A 13,817-nucleotide genomic window follows, 5' to 3' on the forward strand; every position below is an offset into this window, starting at 1 on the left:
TCTTCGCGCCGTCTACTTGCGGACGATATTGGCAAGCGCGGTTCTGGTGTCGGTTGGCGGCACCCAACCCGCCTCACGCAGCTTGGCAATGTCGGCGACGAGCGAGGTTCCAATCCGCTCCCAGGCATCAGTCCTGCCTACTCCGCGCAGGGTCGCGCCGACGAGTCCCTGCGGCAGCGATACAAGTTTCGGCGAACGCCCGCGCGCCTGTCTCAGGGTGGTGATCATCTCCGCAAGGGAGACCGGCAGCGGATCGGCGACGATGTAGCTTTGCCCGGCGGTTACGGGGCGTTCCAGCACGAAGCGGATCGCCGACAGCATATTTTCGATTGCGAGCAGCGACCGCTTCTTGTTGAAAGCACCGAAAGGCAGCGGCAGGGGCAGGCGAGCGAGGCGGACGAGCTGTCCAACATTGGCGCGCGCTTCCTTGCCGTAGATCACCACCGGACGCAGGATCGTATAGGGCGCACCGTAGCCGCGCACGAAAGCCTCGGCAGCAAGCTTGGAACGACCATACGCATCGCTTGGAGCCGGCGGATCGTCCTCGGTCAGCACATGTACGGCGCCCGGACCAGTTTGCGCGCGGATCGACGATATGAAAACGAGCCGCCGGATGTTCGGCATCAGCGAAGCCTGCAGCGCAAGTTCCTTGGTTGCGAGCCGGTTGACGCGATCGTAATGCGCGTCAGGGATGTCGCGTGAGACATGAGCGATGCCGGCAAGGTGCACGATCGCATCGACGTCCGCGAGCAATGGCCGCCAGTCGACCGGCCGCGACAGGTCTGGCAACGGAACCAGTTCGACGAATTCCGCAGCGGGAATCCGTGCTCGGTTTCGTGCCGCTGCGCGCACATGAAAGCCCGCCTCCGACAGGCTTCTGGTCAACGCCCGTCCGACGAAGCCGCTGGCGCCAGTGATGAGAACACGCATCACGCCCGCTTTCGTGAGAAGCGCATCAGCAGGAACCCCACCATCGCCGCGCCCGCAAGGAGCGCAGCGATCTCGGTCGCTGGAGTATCGAACCGGACGCACAGGGCGGCAAGTGCAACCAGCGCGATATTCACGGCGACGACACGCGCGATGACCTGCCGGACGGTAAATCCGTTGTCGGTGGCGCGCTGGTAAAAATGGGTGCGATGCGCCTGCCAGACCCGCTCGCCGCGCGCGAGACGGCGGATCAGCGTGATGGTCGCATCCATCAGATAATAGAGCGGCAGCAGGATCGCGGCGGCGAGGTGGCCCTTGTTGGCGAGCAGTGCGAGCAGCCAGCCCACCACCAGGCCGAGCGGCAGGCTGCCGACATCACCGAGGAACAGGCGCGCGACCGGGCGGTTGAAGGGCGCAAATCCGATCAGCGCTCCGAGCAGCGCGAGCGCGCAGATGACCGCGTAGGGCGGCACCGCGCCCATCGCTCCGAGCAGCACCAGGCCTCCGGTCAGCGGCACGAATTCCGCGACCGTCATCCAGTCGAGGCCGTCCATGAAATTCACGAGATTGACGAACCATACGCCAGCAGTCACGAGCAGGACGCGCTCGATCCACCAGGGCAGAAACGGCGTCATCTGGAAGTCGGCAGGGAGCGTCGCGATTACCACGACGACGGAGAGCGTCTGGATCAGGAGGCGCGGCGCGACGGCGATCGAGCGGATGTCATCGACAGCGCCAAGCACGGCGATCAGCACGGTGGCGCTGAACACCGCGACCATTGTGGTTGCGATCTGAGCTGACCCTGCGCCGGTCGCGACCATGCTCGCGCTCGCGACCAAGATGAACGCCGCTGTCACGGCAATGCCACCGCCCTGCGGCGTCGGCGTCTGATGCGACGAGCGCGCATTTGGCCGCGCCAAGGCGTAGCGCATGAGAAACGGCCTGAGCCACAGAATCAATGTTGCCGTCAGCGCGGCAGCGCAGGCAATGATCGTCACCCCGGCCATGGTCCAGTGCCGGAATGGCTCGAGCATGGCAGCCATCAAGGGTCAGGCGACGCCAATGCGCAAGAGATCGTGCAGATGCACGATGCCGACCGGCCGGCCGCTTTCGACCACGTACATCGCCGTGATCTTGGACGAGTTGAGCATCTCGATCACTTCGCTGACGAGCTGGTCCGGACGGCAGGATTTCGGGTTCTTTGTCATCACTTCGTCGACCGTCTGTTCCGTCAGTCCGGGGCGCATGTGCCGGCGCAGGTCGCCGTCGGTGATGATCCCGCACAATTGCGTTCGCGCGTCGACAATGCCGACGCAGCCGACTCCTTTGGCCGACATTTCGACCACGGCTTCCGACATGCGCGATCCCGAATGGGCGAGCGGGATGGCGTCGCCAGTGCGCATCACGTCGCGTGCGAATTTCAGGAGCGCGCCGAGACGGCCACCCGGATGGAGGACGTGAAATTGGTGCGCCGAAAAGCCCCGGCCCTCCAGCAGGGCGATGGCAAGTGCGTCGCCGAGTGCAAGCTGCATCAGCGAGGACGTGGTGGGAGCGAGATTATGAGGGCAGGCCTCGCGGGCCTGAGGAAGGGCCAGAACCACATCCGCTGCTCGTCCCAGCGTTGAATTTGCGTCCGACGTCATACCGATCAAAGGGATGCTGCGGCGCTTTGCATAGTCGATGATATTCTTGAGTTCGGCCGTCTCGCCCGACCAGGACAGCGCGAAGATCACGTCCTCGCCCTGAATCATGCCGAGATCACCGTGGCTCGCTTCACTCGGGTGCACGAAGAAGGCAGGCGTTCCGGTTGAGGCAAGGGTGGCGGCAAGCTTGCGCGCTACGTGCCCGGACTTGCCCATGCCGGTCACGATCAGCCGTCCTCGGGCGGCTTCGTCTTTTTGCGAGGCGCGGACGATTTCGATTGCGGCATTCAGCGCGCGGCCGAGCCCGTCGCGAAGTGCGGCGGATAAAGCGGCGATTCCTTCCGCTTCGGCCTCCAGCGTGCGGACTGCGGAATCGATCATCCGCGCGCGGAACGCTGCGTCTTCGTCCGGAATATTCGGCTGAGGCTCGACCATGAACGCTACCCGGCTGCCAATAGGGCGCATGATATACGAAATTCCCTTCCGGATTGAAATTGCCGCTTTCCGCCTTAATTCCTGATTCCCACAGCACACCAATAGGGTTCGCGGTCCGAAAATCGGATATCGCGGAACCCGGCGTGGGCCAGCATTTCGGTGATCTGTGGACGCGTGAAGCGTTGCTCCAGCCGCGTGCAGAAGCGGTCATAGGCATCGGTCCGCATCACGTAGAAGGACTTGTCGCGATACCAGGCGAGCGGTATCGCATCGGGCGACCGGCCGAGTCTCCCGGCAAGGAGGGCAAGGCGCGTCAGCGGCCAGTAGACGGTTGCGGCAATGACCTGACTGAGCGCAAAGCGAACCGGATGCGGCATGCGCGACATGGCCTGTCGCACGACATCGCTGGCCGCCCAAATGCCGCGGAACCAAACCGGACGATTGTCGAAAGCATAATAAAGATAGACCAGGAACGGTGCTCCCGGCTTCAGCTTGGCGGCGACAGCCTCAATCGCCGCCTTCGTGTCTGGCACATGATGGAGAACGCCGAGCGAGAATGCAAAGTCCAATGAGCGATCCGGGAGGGGAATATTGCCCACGCTCGCATGGTGGAAAGTGACGTTGTCGAAGCGCGAGAGATTCTGACGCGCGACGGCGAGCGCATCCGCGCTGGCATCGAGCGCGTGCAGATGGTTGACGCGCGGCGCAACTCCCATTGACCAGCGTCCGCTGCCGCAGCCGACGTCGAGTCCGATCCCGCCATTCTTCGGCAGCGCGTCCCAGGGAAAAATCGCGAAGTAATTGTCGAAGATTGCCTGCCGCTGTTCAGCGGAAAGCTCCTGCTCGCCCTGGCGAAAGGTGGACCATTCGTCGCCGAATCCCTTGGTGACGTTTGCGTCGACGTTGCTCTGCCTTTCCACATTCATCACTTCAGCCAGCGTTCGGACCAGGCGCGGATCATCAGGATGTTCCACAGGCCGGTCGCATTGCTTTCGGTTCCTTTGAGGTGGCGTTGCCAGACCCGGTCGACGGCCGCCGGGTCCAGCAGTCCTTCCGCCCTTACAAGGGACGGTGCCAGCAGGTCGCTGGCCCAGCCACGCAACTGCCCCCGCAGCCACTCGGCAAGCGGTACCGAGAAGCCCCGCTTCGGGCGGTCCGTCCAGGCCTGCGGGACGTAGCGGCCGAGCACTGCCCGCAACAGCCCTTTCTGCCCGCCGGATTGATGCACGTCGCGTGGCAGCGACCAGACGAATTCGATCAGCCTGTGGTCGAGCAGCGGCTCGCGTGCCTCCAGCGAGACCGCCATGGTGCAGCGGTCCACCTTCGTGAGGATATCGTCGGGCAGGTAGGTGACGAAGTCGTTGACCTGCATGCGGGACACCAGATCGGGCAGATGCGAGGAGAGCCCCTGCAGCGGCGTGAGCCGGTAGCCGTGGCTTGCGCCGGTGACAATGTTTCTGTCGAGTCCCACGCGCGCCAGCGCAAGGCTTGCGCGGTCCGGATCGCATGCAGAGAGTGCAAGGCCGAGCCGTCGTGATTTCTCGCCGATCCGTTCGGCGCGGCCGGCATCGAGCAGCGCGGCAGCGAGCGGTCTTAGCGCGGCCTCCGGTGCGTGCGAGAGCGCGCCACCGGCCAGCGCGCGCAGCGGACGCGGCAACCGGCCCGCCGCGCGCCAGACCTGGTCGAGCCAGGCATATTTCGGATAGCCGGCGAACAGTTCGTCCCCGCCATCGCCGGAGAGCGCGACCGTAACGTGCCTTCGGGTGGCCTGCGCGACGAGATATGTCGGCAGTTGCGAGGAATCGGCGAAGGGTTCGTCGAACCAGTCGGGAATCTTCGGCACGAGATCGAGCGCGTCGGAGGCGTCGAGCCTGATCTCGGTATGATCAGTGCGCAGATGTTGCGCGACCTGCCGCGCGATTGCGGATTCGTCGTAGGCCGTATCGCTGAATCCGACAGTAAAGGAACGGACAGGCGTGTTGGATTCGGCCTGCATCAGCGCGGTCACAATCGAAGAATCGATGCCACCGGAAAGAAACGCGCCGACCGGAACGTCCGCGACCATGCGGCGCCGGATGGAATCGCGCAGCAGCGCGTCGAGCGCGTCCACCGCCTCTCCATGGTCGAGCGTGGTCGAACCGCGCTTTGCCGCGATCTCCTCGATGCGCCAGTAATGCTCGATGCTTGGCTCGCCACCGGCCGCGACGCTCAGGATCGCGCCGGGGGGAAGCTTGTGCACATTACGGAATACGGTCGCGGGCGCGGGAACGTAGCTGTATGCGACGACCGCGGACAGGGCATCGCGGTCGACGTCGCGGCGGAAGGCGGGATGCGCCATCAGCGCGCGCAGCTCCGAGCCAAACAGAAGCGTGCCGTCCTGGATGGTCCAGTACAGTGGCTTCACGCCGACGCGGTCGCGTACCAGATGCAGGCTGCGCTCGCGTCGGTCGAACATCGCGAAGGCGAACATGCCGACGAAGCGCCTGACTGCTTCCTGCACGCCCCACTGCACGAATGAAGCCAGCATCACCTCGGTATCCGAGGTCCCGCGAAAGCCATGTCCGAGCGCAACAAGTTCCGCGCGCAAATCCTCGAAGTTGTAGACTTCGCCATTATAGGTGATGACGAACCGGCCATCGGCCGAATGCATGGGCTGAGCGCCGGTCATGCTCAGGTCGACGATGGCGAGACGCCGATGCGCGAGCCCGATGCCTGCATTCGCATCGCCCCAGGTGCCGAAGCCGTCGGGGCCGCGATGCGCCATGGTATCGGCCATGCGCTCAGCAGCCGCTGCGGGCTCCGCCTCGCGAGGCGACCGATGCAAATCGAACAGGCCGGCAATGCCGCACATGGAACCGATGGATATCCCGATTGAGAAGGGCGATGGCGCCTTGATTGATCTTAGCTGACGTTCATGCTATGAACAACAAACGCCTGCAATAGCTCCTTCCAACAGATCAATGGCCCGATCGCCGAAGAAATCCGACAACGCAGACGCTTTCGCCGACCAGGATGAAATCCTGCTCGGGGTGCTGACCGCGATCGAGCGGGATGCGCGCACCTCGCAGCGCTCGATTTCGAGCGAGCTTGGCGTCGCGCTCGGACTTGCCAATGCGTATTTGAAGCGCTGCGTCGGCAAGGGCTGGATCAAGGTCAGCCAGATTCCGCCGCGGCGCTATGCCTATTATCTGACGCCGAACGGGTTCGCCGAGAAGACCCGGCTGACCGCGGAATATTTCTCGTATTCCTTCACGTTTTTCCGCAAGGCGCGCGAACAGATGTCCGCATTGATGGCGCAATGCGCAGACAACGGATGGAAACGCATCGCGTTCGCCGGCGCCTCCGAACTCGCGGAAGTCGGCACGCTCTGCGCGCATGATTTTCCGATCCAGCTCGCCGGCGTCGTCGACGAGGCGAGGGCGGGCAGCCGGTTCTGCGGGTTGTCGGTCGCAGCGAGCCTAGCCGATCTGGGCGCGGTCGATGCCGTGATCGTCACCGGTATTCCCGGCTCCGAGACCATCGTACGTGCAATGGAGGTCGAAGTTGGGCGCGAGCGGGTGCTGGTGCCGGCTCTGCTTGGAATTGCATCCCGCAAATACGACGAGACGCAGGACGCTGAAATTCGGGCCGCCGAATGAACCGCTGGTATGCCGCATACACCCAGCCTCGCAACGAGGCGCTGGCAATGGAGCATCTCGCGCGTCAGGGTTTCGACGCTTATTGCCCACGCTATCAGAAGCGCCGTAGCCATGCCGGCAAGATCGATCTGGTCGCGTCGCCTTTGTTCCCGCGGTATGTTTTTGTGTCGTTCGATCCGCAATCGGCGCGCTGGCAGGCGATCCGCTCAACGCGCGGGGTGATCGAGCTCGTGAAGAATGGTGTTGATCCGGCGCCGGTGCCGGAATTCATCCTCACAGAAATCCGTGCACGTGAAGACGAGAGCGGCTTCGTTGTGCTCGGCAGCAACCTCAATCTTTCGCGCGGCGACAAATTTTCGATCGCCGCAGGTCCTTTCGCTGGTCACACTGCAATCTTCGAGACCAAGCGCGACGAACTGCGCGTCCATGCGCTGCTGTCGCTGCTGGGACGCGAGGTACATGTGCAGTTACCGGTGGACGCTATCGCACCGGTGACGTGACCTCATTTCGTCATCAGGCGGGTGAGATCGGCGCTGCCGCCATAGAGTCGCGGCCAGAATCCATCAATCGGACGCGCCCGCGGCCATTTCTCGCTGAACACCTCGGTCAGGAATTCGAGAGTCACCGGCGCGCGCTGGCCGCCGGCGCCGGGCTTGTGACCGGTGGCCATGCTGTGGATCAGGGCGCCTTTGTCGACCAGCCGGAAAATCTCGGCCGCATAATTGCGCACGATCTCTTCCTCCATCTCCTGGAATGAGAACGCATTGAAAAAATAGTCGATCTGACCTTCGAGCTTGGGCAATTGCCAGGGCGCCATCTGGTATAGGCGCAGACCGTCTTCGGGTGCCTCGATGGAAATCGAGACGTGATCGCGCATCTCGCGGTAATCGACGAGATCGACCGCTTCGATCGTTCGCAGGAACTGCGTGGACAGATACAGCACCGGCACGATGTCGACATTGGCAACCACCCGCAGATGCGGGTTGAGCGTCATATGGGCAAGCGTGCTCAATCCCAGCCCCGGACCGATTTCGAGAATGGACGTCACTTCGGCGGGCGGAACGCGTGCGTAGAAATCGGCAATGCGGGTCAAATACATCGCGTAAGCCGGTACGAGCAGATGGCCGCGCCAGGAGAAGGCATCGTCGGCGCCGCCATTGGCGATGCCGGGCGGCGGCTTCAGATCGGGAAAGGTCTTGGCGACCTCGTCCATCGCGACGCGTGCGAGATTTCGGCGGGCGGCCTTGTGCCGCTCGTATTCGGCAGCAAAAACACGATTATGCTCGGCCAGGATGCGCCGGACGCCCGGGAACGCGGCCAGCATCTGCCAGACCGCACGTTTGAAGGGCGTGGCGGGCAGTTCGGGACGTGGCATGCCGCCGAACGCGAAGCCCTTCAGCAGAATCTGGTTGTTCCGCATCCCCCTTACCCCGGTGCGGGCGATCTCGCGCAGGATACGGTCGCGATAGCCCTGCCAATACGGGGTGGCGATCCAGAGTGGTCCCGATTGCTGCGCGCCCTGAACCATCATCGACAAAAGCGCGGGATCGTCGGCAATGGCCTTGGTTCTGCCATCACTTGCGGTCAACTCGCTGCGCACTGGTGCTTTGGACTGAGCCGTCGTGTCGGACCCCGCCGTACTGACATTCTGGTTCACAACAAGGCTCCGGTAGTCCTGCCTGTGAAGGGCGACAGTGGTTGGTTGGGCGCTGGAAATCGTTGCGCTCAAGCGCACAATGCTCGTCCATCCGGCGGATTGGATAGCTCAAGGCTTTGATCTAGCCCAGCTTGACATCGATGTTCAATTCATGAACAGTCCAGCCATTGCGAGGGGACCGGCTGATTTCGGGCCGGACAACCTCAAGCGGACCGACAAAAGGCTAGACCTGTCTGGGTATCAAAGTCACCCGGACTGCGGTAGCTGTAATGTGGTCTTGTCGCGGCCGCGGCTTGCCGCTCGCCGAAATCGGAACATTCGTCCTGATATGATGGGCACGGCCCGAACGGGCCGCGATCGTGTCGTCACGACCGCCATCGTCTTTGTGACAGCAAACGGGGTGTAAACATGGCGCGCGAACTCGTCATCGACGGTTTCAAGATCAGCGACGGCTCGGATTGCTATGTGATCGCCGAGATCGGTCACAATCATCAGGGCGATATCGAGCAATGCAAGCAGATGTTCGATGTGGCCAAGCAGTGCGGCGCCAACGCCGTGAAGCTGCAAAAGCGCGACAACCGTACCATGTTCACCAAGGAGATGTACGACTCTCCTTATCTGCACCGGAACAGCTACGCCCCGACCTACGGCGAACACCGGGAAAAACTGGAATTCACCAGGGAACAGCATCTCGAGCTGATCGCACACGCAAAGAAGATCGGCATTACGTTCTTCTCCACCGCCTTCGACATCCCGAGCGCCGATTTCCTCGCCGATCTTGACATGCCGGCCTACAAGATCGCGTCCGGCGATACGATCAACATCCCGCTGCTCCGCCATGTCGCGAGAATCGGCAAGCCGATGATCATCTCGTCGGGCGGCTGCACGATGGAAGACATGGTGCGCGCCTATCGCGCGATCATGCCGATCAACCCTCAGCTTTGTATCCTGCAATGCACTTCCGGCTATCCGGCAGAATTCAACGAACTGAACCTGAAGGTGATCCAGACCTTCCGCGAACGGTTCCCGGACGTGGTGGTCGGATTGTCGTCGCATGACAACGGAATCGCGATGTCGCCGGTTGCCTATGTAATGGGTGCGAGCGTCGTGGAAAAGCATTTCACGCTGAACCGCGCGGCCAAGGGCACCGACCACGCCTTTTCGCTGACGCCGGAAGGTCTTGGCCGCATGGTGCGCGATCTGCGCCGCACCCGTCAGGCGATGGGCGACGGCGTCAAGCGCTGCTATGAGAGCGAGAAGGGTCCGCTCTACAAGATGCAGAAGAAGCTGGTTGCGGCACACGACCTGCCGGCCGGCCACGTGGTGACCGACGCCGATATCGCAATCAAGTCGCCAAATGACGGATTGCCGCCATTCGAATACGACAACATCCTCGGCATGCGGCTGACCGCGCCGCTCAAAACCGACGGCAATTTCTCCTACGACATCCTGGAAAACGCGGTTCCACGGCAGGCCGCGGGCGGGCGCGCGCAATAAGCCGCGCGACAGCTAGATATCGGTCCGGTTCGGGCAATGACTGCCGATCCGCTTTTCGCGTTGGCTGACCGCACCATCGTCGTCACCGGTGGTGGCGGCAAGCTGGGCGGGCAGTTTGCGCGAGCGCTGCTCGCACGCGGTGCGAGGGTCGCTGTACTGGACGCGACGGATGCCACGGCGGTTCGCGACCGATACGCTGACCAGGACGCAAGATCGCCGCTTCGCTGCTTTCAGGTCGATGTGACCGACCGCGACTCGATACTCGCGGCGTTGCGCGGGGTCGAGACCGAGTGGGGTACGCCGCACGGCCTCATCAATGCGGCTGCGATCGACGCACCGCCGGATGCGCCGCCTGAGGAGAATGGCCCGTTCGAGACCTATCCTGCCGCTTCGTTCGACCGCATCATGGCGGTCAACGTGAAGGGCACGATGCTGTGCTGCCAGGCAATCGGCGATGCGATGGCGAAGGCCGGGCGCGGCTCCATCGTCAACATCTGCTCGACCTATGGTCTGTTATCGCCCGACCAGAGTCTTTATGACTATCGGCGGGACCGGGGTGAGACCTTCTTCAAGCCGGTCACCTATTCCGCCTCGAAATCCGCGATCCTCAATCTGACGCGCTATCTCGCGACCTATTGGGCCAAACAGGGAGTGCGGGTGAATACGCTGACGCCGGGCGGCGTGTTTGCCAACCAGGAGCGCGATTTCCTCGAGGGCTATGCGCGGCGCACGCCGATGGGGCGCATGGCGCGTGAAGACGAAATGAATGGCGGCGTGATCTTCCTGATGTCCGATGCGTCGTCCTACATGACCGGCGCCAATCTGGTGATCGACGGTGGCTGGACAGCCTGGTAGCGCCGTGGCCGCGGAACCGCGGCTGTTTCCCGACCGCGTCGCCAACTGGATCGGCGGCGAGGAGCGCTTCGCCTTTTCCGGCGACGTGTTCGAAAAGATTTCGCCGCATGACGGCCGCGTGATTTGCCGAGCGGCACGCTCGCGCGAGATCGACGTCGAGGCGGCGGTGACGGCTGCCATAGTAGCGCAACCGGCCTGGGCGCAGATTCCTGCGGTGCAGCGGGGCGATATTCTGCACGCCGTAGCGATGGGGCTGCTGGCGCGCGCCGAGGACATGGCGCGGGTGGTTTCGGTTGAGACCGGCAAGTCGTTCAAGGACGCGTTCGGCGAGACCAAGGGCGCGGTTCAGCAGGGCCTGTTCATGGCCGGCGAGGGCATGCGGCTCTATGGCCGCACCACCACGAGCGGCGCCGGCAACAAGCACGCGAGCGTGGTGCGCGCACCGCTCGGCGTCGCTGGCCTGATCATCGCCGCCAATACCCCGATAGCGAATGTCGCGTGGAAGGTGTTTCCGGCGCTGATCTGCGGCAATGCCGCGGTATTGAAGGCATCCGAAGATGCGCCGGCCACCGCCTGGCTGTTCGGCGAGATCGCGCGCGATGCCGGCCTGCCGGCCGGCGTCCTGAACATCGTTCAGGGGCTCGGCGCGGAGGCCGGGCGTCCGCTGGTCGCCGATCCACGTGTCGCGGTGCTGAGCTTTACGGGCTCGACTGCGGTCGGGCGCGAGATCGCACGCATCGGCGGTGAGCGGCTGGCGAAGATTTCGCTCGAACTCGGCGGCAAGAACCCCCTCGTCGTATGCGATGACGCCGACCTCGACCAGGCGGTGCAATGGACATTGCTGTCGGCGTTCAGCAATGCGGGTCAGCGCTGCGCGTCGGGCAGCCGCATCATCGTGTTCGAAAAGGTTTATGATGTGTTCCGGGACAAGCTGCTGGAGCGCGTGAAAAAGCTGAAGATCGGTCCGGCCGACGATGACGATTTCGGCCCGGTCATCAACGAGCGCCAGATCAAGACCATGGTTGCGGCGCTCGACCGTGTACGTGACAGCCGCGCCACGATCATCGCGGGCGGTGTGCGGCTGACCGATCCGGCGCACGCGCGCGGCTGCTATCTCGCGCCGACCATTGTCGAGAATGCCGGCGCCGACGATGAAGTCTCGGTGAAGGAATTGTTCGGTCCGGTGGCGTGCCTGTATCGCGTCGCGGGGTTCGAGGAGGCGGTCACACTCGCCAACAATTCGCCTTACGGGCTGACCGCCTGCATTCATACCCGCAGCCTCGACCGGGCGGCGGAGTTCATTCGACGTGTCGAGGCGGGCACCGTTTCGGTCAATGCGGGGACCTATGGCAGCGAGCCGCATATGCCGTTCGGCGGCGTCAAGCAGTCCGGCAATGGCAGCCGCGAGCCTGGCCCCGAGGCCATCGACTTCTATTCCAATCTCAAGAACGTCTATGTGACGATCACTCCGGCGCGTGTCTAGATGACGGCTTCTCCGAACGTTCTTGCTGTCATTCCCGCGCGCGGCGGATCGAAGCGCTTTCCGCGCAAGAATATCTATCCGCTGCGCGGGCATCCGCTGATCGCCTATACCATCAAGGCCTGCCAGGGCGCGACCAGGCTGACCGACTGGCTGGTCTCGACCGACGACGAGGAAATTGCGGAAGCCGCACGGCGATACGGCGCACCGGTGCCGTTTATCCGCCCGGCCGCTCTCTCGGGCGATGCCGATCGCAACAATGGCGTGATGCGCCATGCGATGGAGTATCTCGAGAGGGAGACCGGCCGGCGCTACGATATCATCATGCTGCTGCAGCCGACCTGTCCGATCCGTTCTTCCGCGCATCTCGATGAAGCGGTGGACCTGCTTTGGGCGTCGCCGCTCGATACGCTTGCGAGCGTGCGTGGCCCGATCAAGAAGCGCGATCCTTATATCAAGGCAATCCGCAATGGGGTGCTCGAGCCGTACAATCCGGCGGAAGACCCGAAGGACTTCGAGGGCTGCTACCTGTACAATGCAGCGCTCTATGCGATGAAACGTGATTTCTTTCTGCGCGAGAACACGTTCGTTGCACAGCGCTCGGTCCCGCTTGTCATGGACCGGTTTCATTCCGCGGATATCGACGAGAAGATCGACGCGGTGGTTGCGGAAGCTTATTTCGACTATCTCGGCCTCGACCCGTTCGGCGACTACGGTGCCGCGAGTCGGTCGGCATCCTGATCTTGATGGGGCACATGCAATGCAAGCCTGCAGGCAATTGAAAGGCGTAATCCCGGTGGTGCAGACCCCGGTTCATCGCGACGGTGCGATCGACACCGAGGGTCTGACGCGGCTGATCGAGTTTCTCGGCGGCACCGGCATCGGCGGCTACTGGGCGCTCGGCACCGGCTCCGAGGACATGAACCTGTCCTTCGAGAAACGGCTGACGGTCGCGCGCACGATCACCAAGGCAAATGCCGGGCGGCTGCCGCTGATCCTGGGATCGAGCTTCTTCGCGATGGACGACATCCTCGCATTCATGGATGCGACGAAGGATCTGCAATTCGACGCCTATCACGTCATGCCGTACCATCCGCTAATGGGCCTCGACGGCATGGAGAAATTCTACAAGGACATCGCCGACCGTGCGCCGAAGCCGCTGTGGATGTACACCAGCGCCAACTGGTGCCGCGCCTTCCCCCCGGAATTCTTCGAGAAGCTGAAGCCGCATCCGAATATCGCCGGCGTAAAATTTTCGAGCAGTCGCACGACGGACCAGATCAAGGTGATCGGTCTCGCCGAGCGGGACTTCCAGGTCATCACGGCCGTCGCGTCGCAATTCGTCATGGTGCTGGGTATCGGCGTTGCCGCCAGCACCACCAGCCAGGCCGGTGCGCTGCCGGAAGCGTTGCTTGAGATCTACAATCTCTATCAGCAGGGCCGCCGTGACGAGGCGCTCGCCGCTCAGCGCAAGTTCAACGACTTCCAGAGCCGCATGCCCAAGCGCGCCAAAGCCTGGAATTTTCTCACCGGCGCCGATGAGAAATACATCCTGTCGCTGCGCGGCATCTGCCAGCCCACCATGACCTCGTATTACACCGAACTGACCGAGGATGAGCAGGCGCAGGTGCGCAAGGCGCTCGACGAATTCGGCTATCTCAAGCAGGCCGCCAAGGCAGCCTGAT

The 13,817-nt window shown here is 63.1% G+C and carries 13 protein-coding genes; 7 read left to right on the forward strand and 6 right to left on the reverse strand.

The annotated features are described in order from the left end of the window. Nucleotides 1–12 precede the first annotated feature (12 nt). From AB7F49_RS02385 to asnB, 5 genes are all read right to left on the reverse strand, one after another. Nucleotides 13–930, reverse strand: a complete 918-nt coding sequence (locus AB7F49_RS02385) for an NAD-dependent epimerase/dehydratase family protein (protein ID WP_428519934.1) — start codon at nt 928–930, stop codon at nt 13–15. Further along, on the reverse strand, nt 930–1,961 hold the full coding sequence (locus AB7F49_RS02390; protein WP_428519936.1) for an MraY family glycosyltransferase: 1,032 nt from the start codon (nt 1,959–1,961) through the stop codon (nt 930–932). Before AB7F49_RS02390 ends, AB7F49_RS02385 begins: the two co-directional genes overlap by 1 nt. Nucleotides 1,962–1,976: 15 nt before the next feature. Further along, nucleotides 1,977–3,005 (reverse strand): KpsF/GutQ family sugar-phosphate isomerase, encoded by a 1,029-nt coding sequence (locus tag AB7F49_RS02395; RefSeq protein WP_428519938.1) that lies wholly within the window; start codon nt 3,003–3,005, stop codon nt 1,977–1,979. Between the two features lie 74 nt (nt 3,006–3,079). Beyond that, nucleotides 3,080–3,931 carry a class I SAM-dependent methyltransferase gene (locus AB7F49_RS02400; protein WP_428519940.1) on the reverse strand — a complete coding sequence of 284 codons (852 nt, stop codon included), beginning with the start codon at nt 3,929–3,931 and terminating at the stop codon, nt 3,080–3,082. Then, nucleotides 3,931–5,856, reverse strand: coding sequence for an asparagine synthase (glutamine-hydrolyzing) (asnB, locus tag AB7F49_RS02405; RefSeq protein ID WP_428519942.1), 1,926 nt, complete (start codon nt 5,854–5,856; stop codon nt 3,931–3,933). The genes AB7F49_RS02400 and asnB overlap by 1 nt, the downstream gene beginning before the upstream one ends. A 109-nt stretch (nt 5,857–5,965) precedes the next feature. Between asnB and AB7F49_RS02410 the strand changes: the two genes are divergently transcribed. Both AB7F49_RS02410 and nusG read left to right on the forward strand, forming a co-directional pair. Further along, complete coding sequence (locus AB7F49_RS02410; protein ID WP_428519943.1) at nt 5,966–6,643, forward strand: winged helix-turn-helix transcriptional regulator; 678 nt, start codon at nt 5,966–5,968, stop codon at nt 6,641–6,643. Then, nucleotides 6,640–7,143, forward strand: a complete 504-nt coding sequence (nusG, locus tag AB7F49_RS02415) for a transcription termination/antitermination protein NusG (protein WP_428519944.1) — start codon at nt 6,640–6,642, stop codon at nt 7,141–7,143. The genes AB7F49_RS02410 and nusG overlap by 4 nt, the downstream gene beginning before the upstream one ends. 2 nt (nt 7,144–7,145) lie before the next feature. Here the strand turns inward: nusG and AB7F49_RS02420 are convergent, their stop codons facing one another. Next, nucleotides 7,146–8,300: a putative sugar O-methyltransferase gene (locus AB7F49_RS02420; protein ID WP_428519945.1), complete on the reverse strand. Its 1,155-nt coding sequence runs from the start codon at nt 8,298–8,300 to the stop codon at nt 7,146–7,148. Nucleotides 8,301–8,708: 408 nt separating this feature from the next. On the opposite strand from AB7F49_RS02420, the gene AB7F49_RS02425 reads away from it, so the two are divergent. The 5 genes from AB7F49_RS02425 to AB7F49_RS02445 are packed head-to-tail and all read left to right on the forward strand — an operon-like array spanning nt 8,709 to nt 13,816. Then, nucleotides 8,709–9,797 (forward strand): N-acetylneuraminate synthase family protein, encoded by a 1,089-nt coding sequence (locus AB7F49_RS02425; RefSeq protein WP_428519947.1) that lies wholly within the window; start codon nt 8,709–8,711, stop codon nt 9,795–9,797. Between the two features lie 36 nt (nt 9,798–9,833). Continuing rightward, nucleotides 9,834–10,652 (forward strand): SDR family oxidoreductase, encoded by an 819-nt coding sequence (locus tag AB7F49_RS02430; RefSeq protein WP_428519949.1) that lies wholly within the window; start codon nt 9,834–9,836, stop codon nt 10,650–10,652. A gap of 4 nt (nt 10,653–10,656) precedes the next feature. Continuing rightward, nucleotides 10,657–12,135 (forward strand): aldehyde dehydrogenase family protein, encoded by a 1,479-nt coding sequence (locus AB7F49_RS02435; protein WP_428519951.1) that lies wholly within the window; start codon nt 10,657–10,659, stop codon nt 12,133–12,135. Further along, nucleotides 12,136–12,873, forward strand: a complete 738-nt coding sequence (locus AB7F49_RS02440) for a cytidylyltransferase domain-containing protein (RefSeq protein WP_428519952.1) — start codon at nt 12,136–12,138, stop codon at nt 12,871–12,873. A 19-nt stretch (nt 12,874–12,892) separates the two neighbouring features. Then, complete coding sequence (locus tag AB7F49_RS02445; protein ID WP_428519954.1) at nt 12,893–13,816, forward strand: dihydrodipicolinate synthase family protein; 924 nt, start codon at nt 12,893–12,895, stop codon at nt 13,814–13,816. Nucleotide 13,817 lies beyond the last annotated feature (1 nt).

Origin of the sequence: Pseudorhodoplanes sp. (genome assembly GCF_050250235.1) — a bacterium.
Classification (GTDB): domain Bacteria; phylum Pseudomonadota; class Alphaproteobacteria; order Rhizobiales; family Xanthobacteraceae; genus Pseudorhodoplanes.

Excerpts from the sequence above, each read along its gene's own strand:
- AB7F49_RS02385 (WP_428519934.1), bottom strand. The coding sequence starts at position 930 with ATGCGTGTTCTCATCACTGGCGCCAGCGGCTTCGTCGGACGGGCGTTG.
- AB7F49_RS02390 (WP_428519936.1), bottom strand. The coding sequence starts at position 1,961 with ATGCTCGAGCCATTCCGGCACTGGACCATGGCCGGGGTGACGATCATT.
- AB7F49_RS02395 (WP_428519938.1), bottom strand. The coding sequence starts at position 3,005 with ATGGTCGAGCCTCAGCCGAATATTCCGGACGAAGACGCAGCGTTCCGC.
- AB7F49_RS02400 (WP_428519940.1), bottom strand. The coding sequence starts at position 3,931 with ATGAATGTGGAAAGGCAGAGCAACGTCGACGCAAACGTCACCAAGGGA.
- asnB (WP_428519942.1), bottom strand. The coding sequence starts at position 5,856 with ATGTGCGGCATTGCCGGCCTGTTCGATTTGCATCGGTCGCCTCGCGAG.
- AB7F49_RS02410 (WP_428519943.1), top strand. The coding sequence starts at position 5,966 with ATGGCCCGATCGCCGAAGAAATCCGACAACGCAGACGCTTTCGCCGAC.
- nusG (WP_428519944.1), top strand. The coding sequence starts at position 6,640 with ATGAACCGCTGGTATGCCGCATACACCCAGCCTCGCAACGAGGCGCTG.
- AB7F49_RS02425 (WP_428519947.1), top strand. The coding sequence starts at position 8,709 with ATGGCGCGCGAACTCGTCATCGACGGTTTCAAGATCAGCGACGGCTCG.
- AB7F49_RS02430 (WP_428519949.1), top strand. The coding sequence starts at position 9,834 with ATGACTGCCGATCCGCTTTTCGCGTTGGCTGACCGCACCATCGTCGTC.
- AB7F49_RS02440 (WP_428519952.1), top strand. The coding sequence starts at position 12,136 with ATGACGGCTTCTCCGAACGTTCTTGCTGTCATTCCCGCGCGCGGCGGA.
- AB7F49_RS02445 (WP_428519954.1), top strand. The coding sequence starts at position 12,893 with ATGCAAGCCTGCAGGCAATTGAAAGGCGTAATCCCGGTGGTGCAGACC.